The organism is Collinsella aerofaciens (assembly GCF_015546965.1).
GTDB lineage: Bacteria > Actinomycetota > Coriobacteriia > Coriobacteriales > Coriobacteriaceae > Collinsella > Collinsella aerofaciens_X.
Map to the genome: position 1 here is coordinate 61,797 of NZ_JADMUF010000008.1, position 15,353 is coordinate 77,149.

13 protein-coding genes are annotated in these 15,353 nt (G+C 58.5%); 5 read left to right on the plus strand and 8 right to left on the minus strand.

Features of this window, described 5'->3' with window-relative positions; all coding sequences use genetic code 11:
• Positions 1 to 94: 94 nt before the first annotated feature.
• Positions 95 to 1,474: an aldehyde dehydrogenase gene (locus I1M21_RS06770; protein WP_195192959.1), complete on the minus strand. Its 1,380-nt coding sequence runs from the start codon at positions 1,472 to 1,474 to the stop codon at positions 95 to 97.
• 8 nt (positions 1,475 to 1,482) lie between these two features.
• Positions 1,483 to 2,703 carry an iron-containing alcohol dehydrogenase gene (locus I1M21_RS06775; RefSeq protein WP_195192960.1) on the minus strand — a complete coding sequence of 407 codons (1,221 nt, stop codon included), beginning with the start codon at positions 2,701 to 2,703 and terminating at the stop codon, positions 1,483 to 1,485.
• A 256-nt stretch (positions 2,704 to 2,959) separates the two neighbouring features.
• Between I1M21_RS06775 and I1M21_RS06780 the strand changes: the two genes are divergently transcribed.
• Positions 2,960 to 3,520, plus strand: coding sequence for a ferritin family protein (locus I1M21_RS06780; RefSeq protein ID WP_022094328.1), 561 nt, complete (start codon positions 2,960 to 2,962; stop codon positions 3,518 to 3,520).
• A 242-nt stretch (positions 3,521 to 3,762) separates the two neighbouring features.
• Here the strand turns inward: I1M21_RS06780 and I1M21_RS06785 are convergent, their stop codons facing one another.
• Both I1M21_RS06785 and pdxR read right to left on the minus strand, forming a co-directional pair.
• Positions 3,763 to 4,644 carry a putative endonuclease domain-containing protein gene (locus tag I1M21_RS06785; RefSeq protein WP_195192961.1) on the minus strand — a complete coding sequence of 294 codons (882 nt, stop codon included), beginning with the start codon at positions 4,642 to 4,644 and terminating at the stop codon, positions 3,763 to 3,765.
• Between the two features lie 538 nt (positions 4,645 to 5,182).
• Positions 5,183 to 6,622 carry a MocR-like pyridoxine biosynthesis transcription factor PdxR gene (gene pdxR, locus I1M21_RS06790; protein WP_195192962.1) on the minus strand — a complete coding sequence of 480 codons (1,440 nt, stop codon included), beginning with the start codon at positions 6,620 to 6,622 and terminating at the stop codon, positions 5,183 to 5,185.
• Between the two features lie 145 nt (positions 6,623 to 6,767).
• Between pdxR and pdxS the strand changes: the two genes are divergently transcribed.
• Together pdxS and pdxT are read left to right on the plus strand one after the other, a co-directional pair.
• Positions 6,768 to 7,658: a pyridoxal 5'-phosphate synthase lyase subunit PdxS gene (gene pdxS / locus I1M21_RS06795; protein WP_195192963.1), complete on the plus strand. Its 891-nt coding sequence runs from the start codon at positions 6,768 to 6,770 to the stop codon at positions 7,656 to 7,658.
• Between the two features lie 20 nt (positions 7,659 to 7,678).
• Positions 7,679 to 8,266, plus strand: a complete 588-nt coding sequence (gene pdxT, locus I1M21_RS06800; RefSeq protein ID WP_195192964.1) for a pyridoxal 5'-phosphate synthase glutaminase subunit PdxT — start codon at positions 7,679 to 7,681, stop codon at positions 8,264 to 8,266.
• Between the two features lie 292 nt (positions 8,267 to 8,558).
• Here the strand turns inward: pdxT and I1M21_RS06805 are convergent, their stop codons facing one another.
• On the minus strand, positions 8,559 to 9,470 hold the full coding sequence (locus I1M21_RS06805) for a hypothetical protein (protein WP_195192965.1): 912 nt from the start codon (positions 9,468 to 9,470) through the stop codon (positions 8,559 to 8,561).
• A 152-nt stretch (positions 9,471 to 9,622) separates the two neighbouring features.
• The gene (locus I1M21_RS06810; RefSeq protein WP_195192966.1) at positions 9,623 to 11,035 is read right to left on the minus strand and encodes an MFS transporter; all 1,413 of its coding nucleotides are present in this window, start codon (positions 11,033 to 11,035) and stop codon (positions 9,623 to 9,625) included.
• Between the two features lie 204 nt (positions 11,036 to 11,239).
• On the opposite strand from I1M21_RS06810, the gene I1M21_RS06815 reads away from it, so the two are divergent.
• Positions 11,240 to 11,650 (plus strand): peptide deformylase, encoded by a 411-nt coding sequence (locus tag I1M21_RS06815; protein ID WP_195192967.1) that lies wholly within the window; start codon positions 11,240 to 11,242, stop codon positions 11,648 to 11,650.
• 74 nt (positions 11,651 to 11,724) lie between these two features.
• Here the strand turns inward: I1M21_RS06815 and I1M21_RS06820 are convergent, their stop codons facing one another.
• Positions 11,725 to 13,206, minus strand: a complete 1,482-nt coding sequence (locus I1M21_RS06820; protein WP_271763077.1) for an aminotransferase class I/II-fold pyridoxal phosphate-dependent enzyme — start codon at positions 13,204 to 13,206, stop codon at positions 11,725 to 11,727.
• Positions 13,207 to 13,407: 201 nt separating this feature from the next.
• Positions 13,408 to 14,265, minus strand: a complete 858-nt coding sequence (locus I1M21_RS06825; protein ID WP_271763042.1) for a LysR family transcriptional regulator — start codon at positions 14,263 to 14,265, stop codon at positions 13,408 to 13,410.
• Positions 14,266 to 14,383: 118 nt separating this feature from the next.
• Here I1M21_RS06825 and I1M21_RS06830 point away from each other — a divergent pair, with 118 nt between their 5' ends.
• Complete coding sequence (locus tag I1M21_RS06830; protein ID WP_195192969.1) at positions 14,384 to 15,295, plus strand: DMT family transporter; 912 nt, start codon at positions 14,384 to 14,386, stop codon at positions 15,293 to 15,295.
• Positions 15,296 to 15,353: the final 58 nt, after the last annotated feature.

Sequence of the window (15,353 nt, forward strand, 5' to 3'; positions counted from 1 at the left end):
GGCGCTTAACCTTATTGAGAAGTCTACGAGCTCGTGCGGACACAAATTCATCCTGCCTGCGCCTTTCGACCGTTTGTCGCTACGCCATCTGATTCTAATGCACAAACATGCGCACGAATTTGTGCTTCCAGCTTGCGTAGGGCGCATACCGAAACGGCACGTCCAGCCACGTTGCCTTGTTCACGATGCTCTTCTTGTGACTAAACGTATCGAAGCTCTCACGTCCATGGTACTGCCCCATGCCGCTCGCGCCCATGCCGCCAAAGCCCATATGACTCGTAGCCAGATGCATGATAGTGTCGTTGACACAGCCGCCGCCAAAGGGCACGTAGCGCACAAAGCGCTGCTGGACCTCGCGGTCCTGGCTAAAGATATACAGGGCCAGCGGCGTCGGACGATCCGTAATAAACGTCTCGGCCTCGTCTAGGCTCTCAAACGTCAGCACCGGCAAGATGGGGCCGAAGATTTCCTCCTGCATCACGGCGTCCTCAGGCGCCACGTCGTCTAGGATCGTCGGCTCAATCTTGAGCGACGACTCGCGCGCCGTGCCTCCCAGCACAACCTTGTCGGGGTCAATCAACCCGCGTACGCGCGCGAAATGCTTGGCGTTGACGATATGACCGTAGTCCTCGTTATCGAGCGGATGCTCGCCAAACATACGGCTGACCTCCTCCTTGATGAGGCCCAGCAGCTCGCCGTGCACGCGCGTATCGACCAGCAGGTAGTCGGGCGCCACGCAGGTCTGCCCCACGTTGAGCCATTTACCAAAGGCGATACGCCGTGCCGCAACCCTCAAGTTTGCCGTCGCATCCACGATGCAGGGGCTCTTTCCGCCCAGCTCAAGCGTCACGGGCGTAAGGTTTTTACTTGCGCGCTCCATGACGAGCTTGCCGACCGGAACGCTTCCGGTAAAGAAGATCTTGTCCCAGCTTTCATCGAGCAGCGCCTCATTCTCGGCACGCCCGCCTTCGACGACCGTCACCAGACGCGGATCAAATGCTTCCTCGCAAATCTGCCTGAGCACCGCGCTCGAAGCCGGCGCATAGGCACTCGGCTTGATGACCACGGTGTTGCCTGCAGCGAGCGCGCCGGCGAGCGGCTCGAGCGTCAGCAAAAACGGATAGTTCCAGGGCGCCATAATGAGCGTGACGCCATAGGGCACGGCTTGCGTTTTGCACACACTCACGGCGTTGGCAAGGTCACACGGACGCAGGCGCAGACGACTCCATCGAGCCACATGCGCAATCTGATGTCGAATCTCGGAAAGCGACGTGCCGATCTCGCACATATATGCCTCGTCATGCGACTTTCCCAAATCGGTCTTGAGCGCATGGGCAATATCGGCCTCGTGCGCCCGCACCGCATCGCGCAGGCGCATGAGGGCGCGACGTCGAGCATCGACATCAAACGTGGCGTGCGTCTTAAAATAGGCGCGCTGCTCGCCGACAATGCGCGCGATTTCCTCGGTATTCATGAGCCCTCCTAGTTCTCGCCCTCAAACATACCACCCGCAATGACCTCGTACATACGCTCGAGTTCCAAACGGTCCATCAAGAGTGGAACAGGGTATAGCGGATTGGCCTCGGCATCGGCATGGGCCGCCATTTGCGGAATATCGGAGCGGCGAATACCCGAGACATATTTGGGGATTCCCAGGGCCTCGTTCATGCGGTCGACCCAATCGATAAAGGCCTCGGCCGCAAGACAGTCCTGCGCGGTAGCCGGCGCGATACCGGCCATGCGGGCGAGATCGGCAAGCTTGGGGGCGGCGGCGTCACCATAAGCGCGAAGCATGTGCGGCAGGATGATCGCGTTAGCCAAACCGTGAGGAATGCCGTATCGGCCGCCCAGACTGTGCGCGATGGCATGCACATATCCGACATAGGAGCGGGTAAACGCAACGCCCCCCTTATACGCCGCCGAAAGCATATTGCGGCGCGCACGCATGTCGTCGCCATGCTCATAGGCCTCGAGCAAATTGTCGCGGATGAGCTGGACCGCCTGACGCGCCATCTTGCGCGTGTAGGGCGTGGTGCTACGGCCGATAAAGGCCTCGACAGCATGCGTCAGGGCGTCCATGCCCGTCTGCCCCGTAATGGAGGCAGGCAACCCGCGCGTAAACTCGGGGTCGTGGACTGCGAAACGCGGGATGAGCACAAAGTCGTTAATGGGGTATTTATAGTGCGTCTCGTTATCGGTGATAACCGCCGCGAGCGTGACTTCGCTTCCCGTACCGGCGGTAGTGGGAACCGCAATAAGCAGCGGCAGGAGACGGTGGACACGCAACAGGCCGCGCATCTTGTTGATGGGCTTGTTTGGTTGCGCAATGCGCGCCCCCACACCCTTGGCGCAGTCCATGGCCGAACCGCCACCAAAGCCGATAATGGCCCGGCAGTCGTTCTCGCGATACAGCGCCGCCGCTTCCTCCACATTCGAGACCGTGGGGTTCGCACGCGTTTCGGCATAGACCGTAACGCCAATCCCCTGAGCCGTAAGCGCACGCTCGAGTGATGCCGTGAGCCCCAAACGTGCAATACCAGGGTCTGTCACGATAAGGACCTTCTGGATCGAGCGCTTTTGAAGCACCGCGGGCACATCCTCGGCATGCTCCAAAACGCGCGGCTCGGTATAGGGCAGGATCGGCAATGCAATGCGAAAAACCGTCTGATATGTTCGGCACCAGGCACGACGGGCTAGATGCATAAAGGAAACTCCTATATTTGTTGATAGGTCAACATTTGCTCGACCGATTGTACTCAGCGGCGGTCAAAGACGGCTTGCCAATCGTTAATCAATCAACATCTTCATATCTCAAAATTGTTTTATTAAAAATCATTCCTAATAGGCTTCACATTTGGTTGCATTTATGGATAATAGAACTCGTCAAGACGCACGTCCGGAGAGGGCCCTTACGGGACCGGACGAGCGCACAATCGCCATCGATCGAAAGGATCGAATCATGAAGTTTGTTTGCCCCGTTTGCGGTTATGTGGAAGAGTTCGACGGCGACCAGCTGCCCGAGGACTTCAAGTGCCCCCAGTGCGGCGTTCCCGGTTCTCGTTTCCTGAAGCAGGAGGAGGGCCAGCTCGAGTGGGCCGCCGAGCACGTCGTGGGCGTCGCCAAGATGGAAGGCGTCTCCGAGGACATCGTTGCCGACCTTCGCGCCAACTTTGAGGGCGAGTGCTCCGAGGTCGGTATGTACCTGGCCATGGCTCGCGTCGCTCATCGCGAGGGCTACCCCGAGATTGGCCTGTACTGGGAGAAGGCTGCCCACGAGGAGGCCGAGCACGCCGCTAAGTTCGCCGAGCTCCTGGGCGAGGTCGTGACCGACTCCACCAAGAAGAACCTCGAGATGCGCGTTGAGGCCGAGAACGGCGCCACCGCCGGCAAGACCGATCTTGCCAAGCGCGCCAAGGCCGCTGGTCTCGATGCCATCCACGATACCGTGCACGAGATGGCTCGCGACGAGGCCCGCCACGGCAAGGCTTTCGCCGGCCTGCTCAAGCGCTACTTTGGCTAAGCCAGACGCCTGAGAGACAATCTCTAGCTCGATAAGGCCCGGACCGCACGGTTCGGGCCTTTTTCGTGCCCCACAAAACTTGTTAACGCCCTGAAATAAGACCGTCTTCGGCATCGGTTTCTCGTCAAAAACTAAGTGAGTAGACTTTTTGGAACTTGCCGAGCACACCATCCATATTGTTTTATAAAGCCGCAGGTAAATGACTTGTTGCAAAACTGCCTGGTCGCCAAAGTGCCAAAAGTCTACTCACTTAGAACCGCAGCCGTCCACGATCGAGCTGTTTTGCGTCTAACGGTCATCTTTCCGTCGATTACTCCCAATTTTGTCCAGTCAACGAATAGTTCAGACCGGAGTAATGTCTCAGCCCTTTGCTCATCTGAGCTTTTATCACGATATTCAGCATCGAGCATCCTGCATACGGCCTTAACGACGGCGCGGAATCTATCCTCATCGGATATCTGTCTGTGTGTCAGCAGAAGTACATCGTAGCCCATGGCCTGAAGGGCCGTCATGCGGTCAGCGTCACGCAAGCCATCCCCTGCGCGTCCGTGCGAGGCCTTTCCCTGACATTCAATGGCCACCTGTCGCCTACCGTCCGGCGAAGAAAGAAGTAGGTCGATATATACACGGGACTTACCCACAATCGCTCGAGCACTTGTGCTTAGCGTCACTTCGACATTGAGCCCTATGTCGCAAAACCCTTCGCCTCCCAGGGCTCGCGGCAGTGCAAGCAACAAATACGCCTCGACCTCAAAAGGCGATGCGGCACCCAATGGAACAAGTTGCGATACCGCCATAAATCTATTGCCGTAACGCATCCCGCAAACATCTGAACAAAAACGGTCAAGGTCTCTGCCCAAAACCAAAGCGTCTCGACGCCATAAATTTGAGGCGGTGCCGTCCTCGGACGGACAGCGCACCCAACCGAACGTTGTCGAAATCGCGCCCGAATCAATTGCACGCGTAAGCTCCGCCTCAAGTGCCGCCGGCAGAGCGCACACCGCAAACAAGCCACACATCTCCGCCAATACCAAAAGAAGCTGAAGATCCGTCAGATGCCGCGACATGATGAATGCCGTCAGTAGAGGAGACGTAATCAAAAATCCATGCTCCGTTTCCAGCACGGATTCCCTGGGGAGCTCACCAAGAAACAGCCGCTGTCTAATACTGGCAGGACAAGTCCGTTTGTTTCTCGTCCGAACCAATGTATGCAACGGAAAACCGAGCACAACCGCAGCCGTCGGGTTACGGACGAGGCCATATCGCTGCCGGTCTTCTTCCGGCCGTGGAAGCGGCGGACACAGAGCGCGGACCTGAGGGGGCAAACGCCAGTACCTAAAAGCCGATATGTCACAAAGTAGATCTTTCATAGGCACAGGAAAACACGAATTTCAACCCAGTCAGTCACGATGCGGCGCGAACGCACCGAAAATGGCGCCGAACGGACTGTCAAGTTTTCAACAGCCCTCTCCAACTGGCCAAAAGCTTGCCAAAAGCTGGACGAAGCCCTGTTGAAAACCCCATTTTTTTCTCGTGCGGAAGCTTTGCGCGGCAAGTGAGTAGACTTTTTTAAACATCCCGAGCAGGCCGGTCATCCTGCTTTTCAAAACCGCAGGTAGATAGCTTGTTACAAAACGGCCTGGTCACCAAAGTGCCAAAAGTCTACTCACTTAGATTGCAGAGTGCCCCCATGAGCTGCAATTCCAAGATATTTAGCACTTTTGGACTCAGATCGTCATACTGGACAAGAATTTGACTTGAGTTTTCAGGGGCAGATGCGCCATCGGCACACCAATAACAGTCACTGATATCGACAAAAGGGATACTCGAGCGCGTGAGGGCCCGCACAAAAGAGCTTCCACCCGCTCCGCGCTCCGCAACCGCGGTGCAGTAAAGGCCCGCGTCCGCATGTTCGATTGAGACCTCCCCCGCCGGAAACGCCTTCCGCACAAGCGCCGTCAGGCCATCACGCGCCTCGCGAGCACGAACGCGTACGCGGTTCACATGCCGTTCGTAATCACCCGATTCCAGCAAACGCGCTAACGCTACCTGGTCAACAGAGCTCACCGACGAGGCGTAAAAACCAAGGTTGCGCCTAAACCGCTCCATTAGCTGGTCGGGCAACACCATGTACGCTAGACGCAACGCCGATGACAGGCTCTTCGAAAACGTGTTGGTGTAGATAACCGACTGGGCGGCATCGATCGACGCGAGCGCGGGAATCGGCTTGCCGGCAAGGCGAAACTCACAATCAAAGTCATCTTCGATGAGATACCGGCCTGGTCGCTCGGCGGCCCAGCTGAGCAGCGCGTAGCGACGCGCAATGCTCGTCACAAGGCCGGTCGGATACTGATGGGACGGCATCAGGTGAAGGACATCGGTCCCGCTTTTCTGCAAAGCGCTCAAGTCCACGCCCCCATCATCCAACGGGATATGTCGAACTTTGCAGCCCATAGCCTGATAGATGCGTGTCAGGCGTAAATAGCCCGGATCCTCAACGGCATACACCTTGTCGGCTCCAAGCAGCTGAACCAACATGGTATCGAGCAGCTGGGCGCCCGCACCGATAACGATGTTGTCGGGATCGACATTCATGCCCCTCGTCCCACGCAGATGGTGAGCGATAGCGCGTCGTAGCCGCGCGGTGCCCTGTGCCGGCGCGGTCGAAAAGATTTCGCGTTCGTCTTCGGATGCCAGCGTCGCCCGCAGTGCGCTTTGCCAAAGCCGCGCCGCCTCCAAAGCGGAAGGAGAGAGCGGGGCGAATTGCTCGGTCCGTCCGTTGACATCATGCGCGCTGGGGCCCACAGAGACGGTATCTCGGTCGATGCTCCCCGCAGCCAAAGGCAAAACCGGTGCATCCGGAAGCTCACAAGCGTAGTAGCCACGACGCGGCTTTGAGCAAATATAGCCCTCGGCAAGTAACTGGCTATATGCATTCTCGATGGTAATGACACTGATACCCAGATGACTGGCAAAGGCGCGCTTAGACGGAAGATGCTCCCCCGCCGCAATACGTCCAGCAACGATATCATCTCGAATTTGCTGGTAAACATACTCATAGATCGATGCCTCGCCGCGTTTTTCCAAATTGTAGTCAAGCATGAGCCTATCACCTGACCTTATTAAGTCATTCAATCTGGTATTAGTCTGACCTTGTTATTATCTCGAAAACTGAGTATTTCGCCATACCTAGCTCCCCGATAGGATGTTCCGTCAAGCAATGCACATGCCAACCAAGGGAGCAACCATGGCAGAACAGACCAGCAAGGCCGATCGCGTCAAACTCAACCGCGAACTCGCGCAGATGCTCAAGGGCGGCGTCATCATGGACGTCACCACGCCCGAGCAGGCGCGCATCGCCGAGGAGGCAGGAGCCTGCGCCGTCATGGCTCTCGAGCGCATCCCGGCCGACATCCGCGCCGCCGGCGGCGTGTCGCGCATGAGTGACCCCAAGATGATCAAGGGCATTCAAGAGGCCGTCTCCATCCCTGTCATGGCCAAGTGCCGCATCGGTCACATCGTCGAGGCGCAGGTCCTTCAGGCCATCGAGATCGACTACATCGATGAGTCCGAGGTTCTCTCCCCCGCCGACGATGTCTACCACATCGACAAGACCCATTTTGACGTTCCGTTTGTCTGCGGTGCCCGTGACCTGGGCGAGGCGCTGCGCCGTGTTGCGGAGGGCGCCACGATGATCCGCACCAAGGGTGAGCCGGGTACGGGCGACGTCGTTCAGGCCGTGCGTCACATGCGCAAGATCCAAAAGCAGATTCGCGACGTTGTTGCCCTGCGTGACGACGAGCTCTTCGAGGCAGCCAAGCAACTGCAGGTTCCGGTCGAGCTGGTGCGTGAGGTCCATGCCACGGGTAAGCTTCCCGTCGTGAACTTTGCCGCCGGCGGCGTAGCGACCCCCGCCGACGCCGCGCTGATGATGCAGCTGGGCGCCGAAGGCGTCTTTGTGGGCTCGGGCATCTTTAAGAGCGGCGACCCGGCCAAGCGCGCCGCCGCCATCGTCAAGGCCGTGGCCAACTTCACCGATGCCAAGCTCATTGCCGAGCTTTCGGAGGACCTGGGCAAGGCCATGGTGGGCATCAACGCCGACGAGATCGAGATTATCATGGAGGAGCGCGGGCGCTAGTCCAGCAGAAAGGATCGCACATGAGCGATTATGCAGACCAAACGGTCGCCGTGCTGGCGGTCCAAGGTGCTTTTGCCGAGCACGAGGCAAGGCTATCCGAGCTGGGCGCACGTTGTATTGAGCTGAGGCAGGCGGCTGATTTGAAGCAAGACTTTGACCGTCTGGTACTTCCCGGCGGCGAGTCTACCGTTCATGGGAAGCTGCTTGATGAGTTGGGCATGCTCGAGGGGCTTCGCACCCGCATTGTTGAAGGCATGCCTGTATTGGGAACTTGCGCCGGCTTGATTCTACTGGCACGCGACCTTGCCGCCCACGACGATAAGGGCACGCCACGTTTAGCAACCATGGACGTACTTGTCGAGCGCAATGCCTACGGCAGGCAGCTCGGCAGCTTTCGAACCAAGGGACAGGTAGCCGGCATCGACGGTGAAGTGCCGCTGACGTTTATCCGCGCGCCCCGCATCGTCGAGGTGCGTAGCAATGCCAAGGCCCTGGCCGAAGTCGATGGGCGCATCGTCGCCGCCCGCCAGGGCAACCAGCTCGGCGTAACCTTCCACCCCGAACTCGACGAAGACACCCGCCTCCACGAACTGTTCCTACAAATGTAGAAAGAACGGAAACGAGAGTGGATAATCTCCCACCTTGAGCTTGAGTGCAGACTCAAACCGGGAGATTATCCACTCTCATGCTATGTAGTCATTTAAGAACGTCCCCAATGACTACTTCGACAACACCGATGTTTTGGTACCGACAGCGAAAACCCGCCAGAGCGAGCAAGGTGCCTTGAAACGAGGCGGCATTGACCTTCTGGTCATGCCGCCGAAGTTGAAAGGCAGATTGCCGCTCTGGCGGGTTTGCAGCGTCAAGCGGTTACGGCGTTTGGTAAAACGCCGTAACTAATTAGAAACGGTTGCCGCGGAAGCCGCCACCGTTGCGGCCGCCACGATCGCCACCGCGACCGCCGCGGTCGTTACCACGGTTGCCGCCGAAGCCACCACGGTTGCCGCCGCGGTCGCCATAGCCACCACGGTTGCCGCCAAAGCCGCCGCGACCGCCACGGTCGCCGCCGCGGTCGCCAAAGCCGCCACGGCCACCGCGATCGCCGCCGCGACCGCCGCGGTCACCGCCACGGCCACCGCGATCGCCAAAACCACCACGGCCGCCACGGTCGCCGCCACGGCCGCCGCGATCGTCACGGCCGCCGCGAGGACCGCGGTCCTCGTCCAGGCCCATGGCGACGAGCGGAGCGATGACCTTATCGAGAGCGGCCATCAGCTCGGTGGCCTCCTCGTAAGAAAGCTCGGGCAGGAGCTTCTCCTTCTTGTTGGCAAGCTCGACCAGGCCCTCAGCGGCATCCTCGGCAGCGAAGACGACGATCTTGCGCATATCGCCCTCGGCGTCGTCGATGCGGCCGACCAGATCGGCAGCCTCGGCCTCGGCCATCAGGCCATCAAGCTCACGAAGGCGCATGCCCAGCAGGTCGGACATTTCCTTCTGCTCCATCTTGGGCTTGAGGTCAAGGAGCTTGATGGCGCGCTCGATGTTCGCCATGCGCTCGGCCTTGGCCTCCTCCTCTTTGGAAATAGCAAAGCGACGGCCACGCAGCAGGCGGGCGGCCTTCTGCATCTTGTCCATCAGCTCTTCGTCATCGTAATCAACGGCGGCCTCGACAACCTCGGCCTCCTCCTCGGCGGAAACCTCGTCAGCAGCCTCAACCTCGGCAGCTTCGGTCTCCACGGTCTCGACTGCCTCAACCTCGGCAGCCATGGTCTCGTTCTCGGTCTCGTTCATAATCTCTTCGTTCTCGGACATGAGACTCCTTCTTGGCCCTCTCGGGCATCATCGCCCCATTCGCGGGGCCCGTCGCGCACTCTTTGCGCTTTAAACATTCATGCCTCTCGGCAAAACGTCCATTAGTTTATGGTGTCGCCATCCAATCTAGCTGCAGAATCTATGTGCACACATTAATGCGACATGTGCGACTCGCGACGAGCGTACACCAGCGACGTCACGAACCCGACCACGGCAATTACAGCCGCCACGCGCACGGCAGCTGCAAATCCAATCGCCTGGGCAACGTCGGTCGCAACGCCAGCGGCGCCGGCAGTCGCCGCAGAACTCGAGAGCAGGCCGATAAACAGCGACGGGCCAAACGATGCGGCAATCATGTTCCACGTGTTGAGCAATGCCGTTCCGTGAGGATGCTCAGCGGCAGGCAGCGTCTCCAAGCCGGCCGTCTGCGAGGGGCTTAGCACCAAACCGACTCCGGCATACACCACAACGGTCAGCGCCACGACAACGCCGATGTTCATGCTTGCCGCCGTCATCGAGATGGCAGTCTGTCCCACGGCGATCAGGGCAAAGCCAATCGGCAGCAGTGGCCATGCGCCACGGGCGTCCATCACGCGTCCGCCCACAATCGAGGTCACGGCGTTACAGGCAATCGCCGGCAAAATGAGCAAGCCCGCAATAAGTGCGGTCATGCCGTATGCGCCCTCAAAATAGAGCGGCAACAAAACGCTCATCGAGAACGTTGTCATCATCGACACCACCACAAGCAGGCACGCAGGCCAAAAACGAACGCTCGCCATGGGACGCACGTTAAGCACCGGATGCTCGAGCTTGAGCTGGCGGGCCGCAAACAGGCCGAGCAGCACAATGGCGGCGAAGAGCGTCACGATGCCGGCAATCAGATTGGTCGAGAACTCGCCTACGGAATACACAAAAGCCGTAATACCGGCGGCGAGCAAAACTACCGACAGAATATCAAGCGTGGTGTTCGAACGCTCTCCGACATTCTGAACAAGCTTTACGCCCGCCGCAGCGACCACAATGCCGCCCACCAGCGGCACTACGAACACCGCCCTCCAGCCAAACAACGTGCACATTAGACCGCTGATCACAGGTCCAAACGCCGGCCCCAGCGTAATGCAGGCACCGCCCAGGCTCAGATACAGGCCAAGCTTCTCGCGCGGGGCGCAAGACAGCGCCACGTTCATCATGAGTGGGAACAAGATGCCCGATCCCGCAGCCTGCAAAATACGGCTTGGCAGCAAAACGCTAAACGACGGAGCGAACAGGCACAGGACTTCGCCGGCGACCATGCATCCGCATGCGAAAAACAGCAGCTTGCGCGTCGAGAAACGGCCGGACAGAAAGGCCATAATGGCCGTAAAGATCGACGTCACGATCATGTAGCCCGAAACGAGCCACTGCGCCGTGGTGGCACTCACCGAAAAGGCCGCCATAATGTCGTGCAGCGCCACGTTAATGATGTTCTCGTTAAACGCGGCAACAAAGGCTGCAACATACATTACGACGAGAATCGCCGAGGCTGTCGACGGTGGTTGAGTTTGCTTTTGGGATTTGGTCCCCATGAAATTCCTTCCTCTTAGAACGACAATCGCATCGCCCCAGAGGAACGGTCCAGGGCGAAAATGAGCCCTAGACTTACGCCAGACGCCGTACACGACGAATCTGACAACATGGTCCAACGTCGAAAGATTGTAACGCGGACGCGCAGCTTTCCTTCCGCGCTATTATTAAAAGTCCACGAAAGCATGAGACATGAGGAGCCCTCCATGATTAAGCCCATCATGAAATCCGAGTTCTTTTTGCGCCTGCCTTCCGAAGACGCGGGACCCGACGATGCCGCGACCGGGCAGGACCTCCTGGATACGCTCCACGAGCATGAGCACGAGTGCGTGGGCCTCGCCGCTAACATGATCGGCGTGCGCAAACGCATCATCTGCGTAAAGGACGGCAACAGGGCGCTGCTCATGTACAACCCGCAAATTCTTGAGCAGGTCAATGCCTATCAAACGAGCGAAGGATGCCTCTCGCTGATCGGCGAGCGTCTCTGTACCCGCTATCGCCGCATTAAGGTTGAGTATTTGGACGAAAACTTCGTCCACCGCATCAAAAACTTCTCGGGCTACACCGCCGAGATCATCCAACACGAAATCGACCACTGCAACGGGATCGTGATCTAGTTCCGCCGATTCAAGAAAGCTCCCTACAGCAAAACAACTGCAGGGAGCTTTTCATAGTGCGGAGCTTCTATCCCTTAGCTCTGGCGGTAGTGATCAAAGAAGTCGGCGAGGTCTTCGAGGGACTCTTTGAGTACTTCCATGCGCGGCAGGTACACGATACGGAAGTGGTCGGGCTCGGCCCAGTTAAAGCCGCCGCCGCGCGTGATCAGGATCTTCTTCTCGTGCAGCAGGTCGAGGGCAAACTGCTCGTCATCGGTGATGTTGAACTTCTTAACATCCATCTTGGGGAAGATGTAGAACGCTGCACGCGGCTTAACCACCGAGATGCCGTCAATCTTGTTGAGCGCCTCATACACAAAGTTGCGCTGCTCGTAGACACGGCCGCCGGGACGGATGTAGTCGTTAACGGACTGATGGCCGCCGAGTGCCGTCTGGACGATCGACTGAGCCGGCACGTTGGAGCACAGGCGCATGTTGGAGAGCATGTTGATGCCCATGATGAAGTCACTCATGCAGCGCTGGTTGCCCGAAAGCACCATCCAGCCAATACGATAGCCCGCAATCATATGCGACTTGGAAAGGCCGCTAAAGGTGACGCAGGGCAGATCGGGAGCGAGCGAGGCAATCGAGACGTGCTCGTAGCCGTCCATGCACAGACGGTCGTAGATCTCGTCGGCAAAGATCATGAGCTGGTGCCTGCGCGCAACCTCGACGATGCCCTCGAGCACCTCGCGCGGGTAGACCGAGCCCGTGGGGTTGTTGGGGTTGATGATGACGAGGGCCTTGGTCGCGCTCGTGATCTTGGACTCCATATCTTCCAGGTCGGGATACCAATCGGCCTGCTCGTCGCACAGATAGTGCACGGGATGACCGCCGGCAAGGGTTGCGCACGCCGTCCAGAGCGGATAGTCGGGGCTGGGAATCAGAATCTCGTCGCCATTGTCGAGCAGCGCGTTCATCGAAAGCTGAATGAGTTCGGACACGCCGTTGCCCGTGTAGATGTGCTCCATCTGAACATTGGGCAGGCCCTTGATCTGCGAGTACTGCATAATCGCCTTGCGCGCAGAGAACAGGCCGCGCGAGTTGGAATAGCCTTCGCAGTCGGGCAGCTGCTGGCGCATGTCCTTGATAACCTCGTCGGGCGTGCGGAAACCGAAGGGCGCTGGGTTGCCGATGTTGAGCTTGAGGATGCGCTCGCCCTCGTCCTCCATACGGGCGGCCTCGTCGACGACGGGACCGCGCACATCATACAGGACGTTATCAAGCTTGGTGGATTTAGAAAAAGTACGCATGGTGGTGCTCCTTGGAATTTGAGCTGAGGAACTAGGTTCGGATTTGGCAACTTTACGGGACGGAGGGGTCTCACCTTGACCGGCGTCACCGGCAAGCAGCCAGGCAACATCGACCTCCAAAATGCGGGCGAGCAGCTCTGCCACATCGCGCCGCGGAATCGTCTTGCCGCTCACATATTGGCTCATCTGACTCTTGCCGAGTTTTTTGCCGAGCATCTCCGATGCGCGGATTACGTCCGACTGGCGAACGTCGCGATCGGACATAGTCTGTCGCAGGCGATCGCTAAACGTCTCTTGGGCCACTAGAACCTCCTTGCTGGCAAAGTTCAATTTACTGAACACGAATTGAACCTGAGTTCAATTTAGGCAGCAGTATAGCGCGACGCATTATCCGAAAGTTCAATTTCATAAGAAAATGTACCGAGCCCCGAGAATTGTCCCAAAGTGGACAACAGGTACGCGCTTTTAGAGATATTCAAGGAAACGAGCCGCCGCAAGAGAAACGTCAGCCGTGCGATATATGGCATTAATCTGGCGATGAGGATGTCCCTCGAGCGGGCGCACGGCAATATCGAACTGGCAGCGGCGCAAGATGAGCGCCGGAAGAATGCTCACGCCCAGACCGTCCTCGACCATGGCCATAATCGCATAGTCATCCCAGGTCGATAGCTTAGAGCGCACCGTCAGGCCCGCACGGCGAAACAACGGCGTGATCTCGTCATCACTTCCGCGTTCCAGCAGAATAAACTGCTCGTCGGCCAAATCGGCAAGAGAAACGGCCTTTGCAGTAGCAAGTGAAGAGTTTGCCGGCACCACCGCCATCAGCTCATCTTGCACCAACGCTCGCGACGCCATGCCGGCGCCGCGTGGCTCACGCGGAATAAAGCCCAGGTCGCAGCGGCCTTCCGCCACCCATTGCTCTATCTCGGAGTAATCACCCATCAACAGCTCGTAATCGACGTCCGGATGATCGGCGCGAAACCGCGCGATCACCGGCGGCAGCACATGGGTCGCCACACTCGAAAACGTACCGATACAGATCTTGCCACGCATGAGCCCTCGCATCTCGTCCACGCGTCGCTGCAGGCGGCCAAACTCTTCGCATAACGCCTCGACCGCCGGCATGACCTGCCGCCCGTCGGCAGAAAGCACCACGCCCTCGCGGCTTCTATCGAGCACTTTAAAGCCCCAGTCGGCCTCAAGGTCGCCCACCATGCGGCTCACGCCCGACTGCGAATAGTTCAGCCGCTCTGCAGCACGCGTAAAGCTGCCGGCACGTACCGTCTCGAGCAGCACTTGCATCTTTTGGATATTGGTCTCCACAGCACGTCCCCACCATTGCATGAGTTTTTGTCATGTTTGCCATGCATTATATTCGCTTTTCTTCTAAAGCCAGTTCACCCATAGTGAACATGCTCGGATATAGAGGGGATGTCAGCGCATGAACAACGGACTGTTTACGTACTTAGCAGCATTGCTATTGTTTGGCTCCAACGGCATCATTGCCGCTGCCATCGCGCTGCCGAGCTCCGATATCGTGCTACTACGCACGTTTTTGGGCGCACTCTCGCTTGTCACCGTCCTCGCCATCACCCAACGCCATAAGTTGCAGGCGCCATCTCGCCCCCGCGAAGCCGCAGCCCTCCTCCTCTCGGGAGCCGCACTGGGCGCCAGCTGGATTTTTCTGTTCCGCGCCTATCAGACGATCGGCGTCGGCGTATCCTCGCTGCTGTACTACTGCGGCCCCATCATTGTCATGGCGCTCTCCCCGCTCATCTTTGGCGAAAAGCTGACCGGCGGCAAAATCGCCGGGTTTATTGCCGTCGCCTGCGGCGCTTTTCTCATTGCAGCGCAAGGTCTAGGCGGCAATATGCCCATTGCGGGTATCGCCTGCGGCATCGCCTCGGCATTTTGCTATGCGCTGATGGTCATCGCTAGCAAGGGCGCGCCACACATCGAAGGCCTCGAAAACTCCACGCTCCAGGTGAGCGCCGCCTTTGTGACCGCACTGGCCCTCACGCTCATCGCGCAGGGCGCTCCCTCGTTTTTCTCCCCCAGCATCGCCGCAGGCATCGATTGGCGCGCCGTCGCTATGCTCGGCGTCGTCAACACCGGCATCGGTTGCCTGCTCTACTTTAGCGCCGTCGCCAAGCTGTCCGTCCAGACCGTCGCGGTCGTCGGCTATCTCGAGCCACTTTCGGCCGTCGTGTTCTCGGCCGTCCTTTTGGGCGAAGCCATAACACCGGTCCGCCTGATGGGTGCCGCGCTTATCATCGGCGGCGCGCTCTTTTGCGAACTCGCCGGCAAACACGCAAACGCCAAGGCTGGCATCGCCCAGACAGCACGTGCCTAAAAGCCCCTGCTTTGAAATGCTACCTGCGGACGTGAATAATCCCCAGCTGGGGATTATT

What these genes read in the sequence shown, in the direction of transcription:
- I1M21_RS06770 (WP_195192959.1), bottom strand. Translation starts at nt 1,474, where the DNA reads ATGAATACCGAGGAAATCGCGCGCATTGTCGGCGAGCAGCGCGCCTAT.
- I1M21_RS06775 (WP_195192960.1), bottom strand. Translation starts at nt 2,703, where the DNA reads ATGCATCTAGCCCGTCGTGCCTGGTGCCGAACATATCAGACGGTTTTT.
- I1M21_RS06780 (WP_022094328.1), top strand. Translation starts at nt 2,960, where the DNA reads ATGAAGTTTGTTTGCCCCGTTTGCGGTTATGTGGAAGAGTTCGACGGC.
- pdxR (WP_195192962.1), bottom strand. Translation starts at nt 6,622, where the DNA reads ATGCTTGACTACAATTTGGAAAAACGCGGCGAGGCATCGATCTATGAG.
- pdxS (WP_195192963.1), top strand. Translation starts at nt 6,768, where the DNA reads ATGGCAGAACAGACCAGCAAGGCCGATCGCGTCAAACTCAACCGCGAA.
- pdxT (WP_195192964.1), top strand. Translation starts at nt 7,679, where the DNA reads ATGAGCGATTATGCAGACCAAACGGTCGCCGTGCTGGCGGTCCAAGGT.
- I1M21_RS06805 (WP_195192965.1), bottom strand. Translation starts at nt 9,470, where the DNA reads ATGTCCGAGAACGAAGAGATTATGAACGAGACCGAGAACGAGACCATG.
- I1M21_RS06810 (WP_195192966.1), bottom strand. Translation starts at nt 11,035, where the DNA reads ATGGGGACCAAATCCCAAAAGCAAACTCAACCACCGTCGACAGCCTCG.
- I1M21_RS06815 (WP_195192967.1), top strand. Translation starts at nt 11,240, where the DNA reads ATGATTAAGCCCATCATGAAATCCGAGTTCTTTTTGCGCCTGCCTTCC.
- I1M21_RS06820 (WP_271763077.1), bottom strand. Translation starts at nt 13,206, where the DNA reads ATGTCCGATCGCGACGTTCGCCAGTCGGACGTAATCCGCGCATCGGAG.
- I1M21_RS06830 (WP_195192969.1), top strand. Translation starts at nt 14,384, where the DNA reads ATGAACAACGGACTGTTTACGTACTTAGCAGCATTGCTATTGTTTGGC.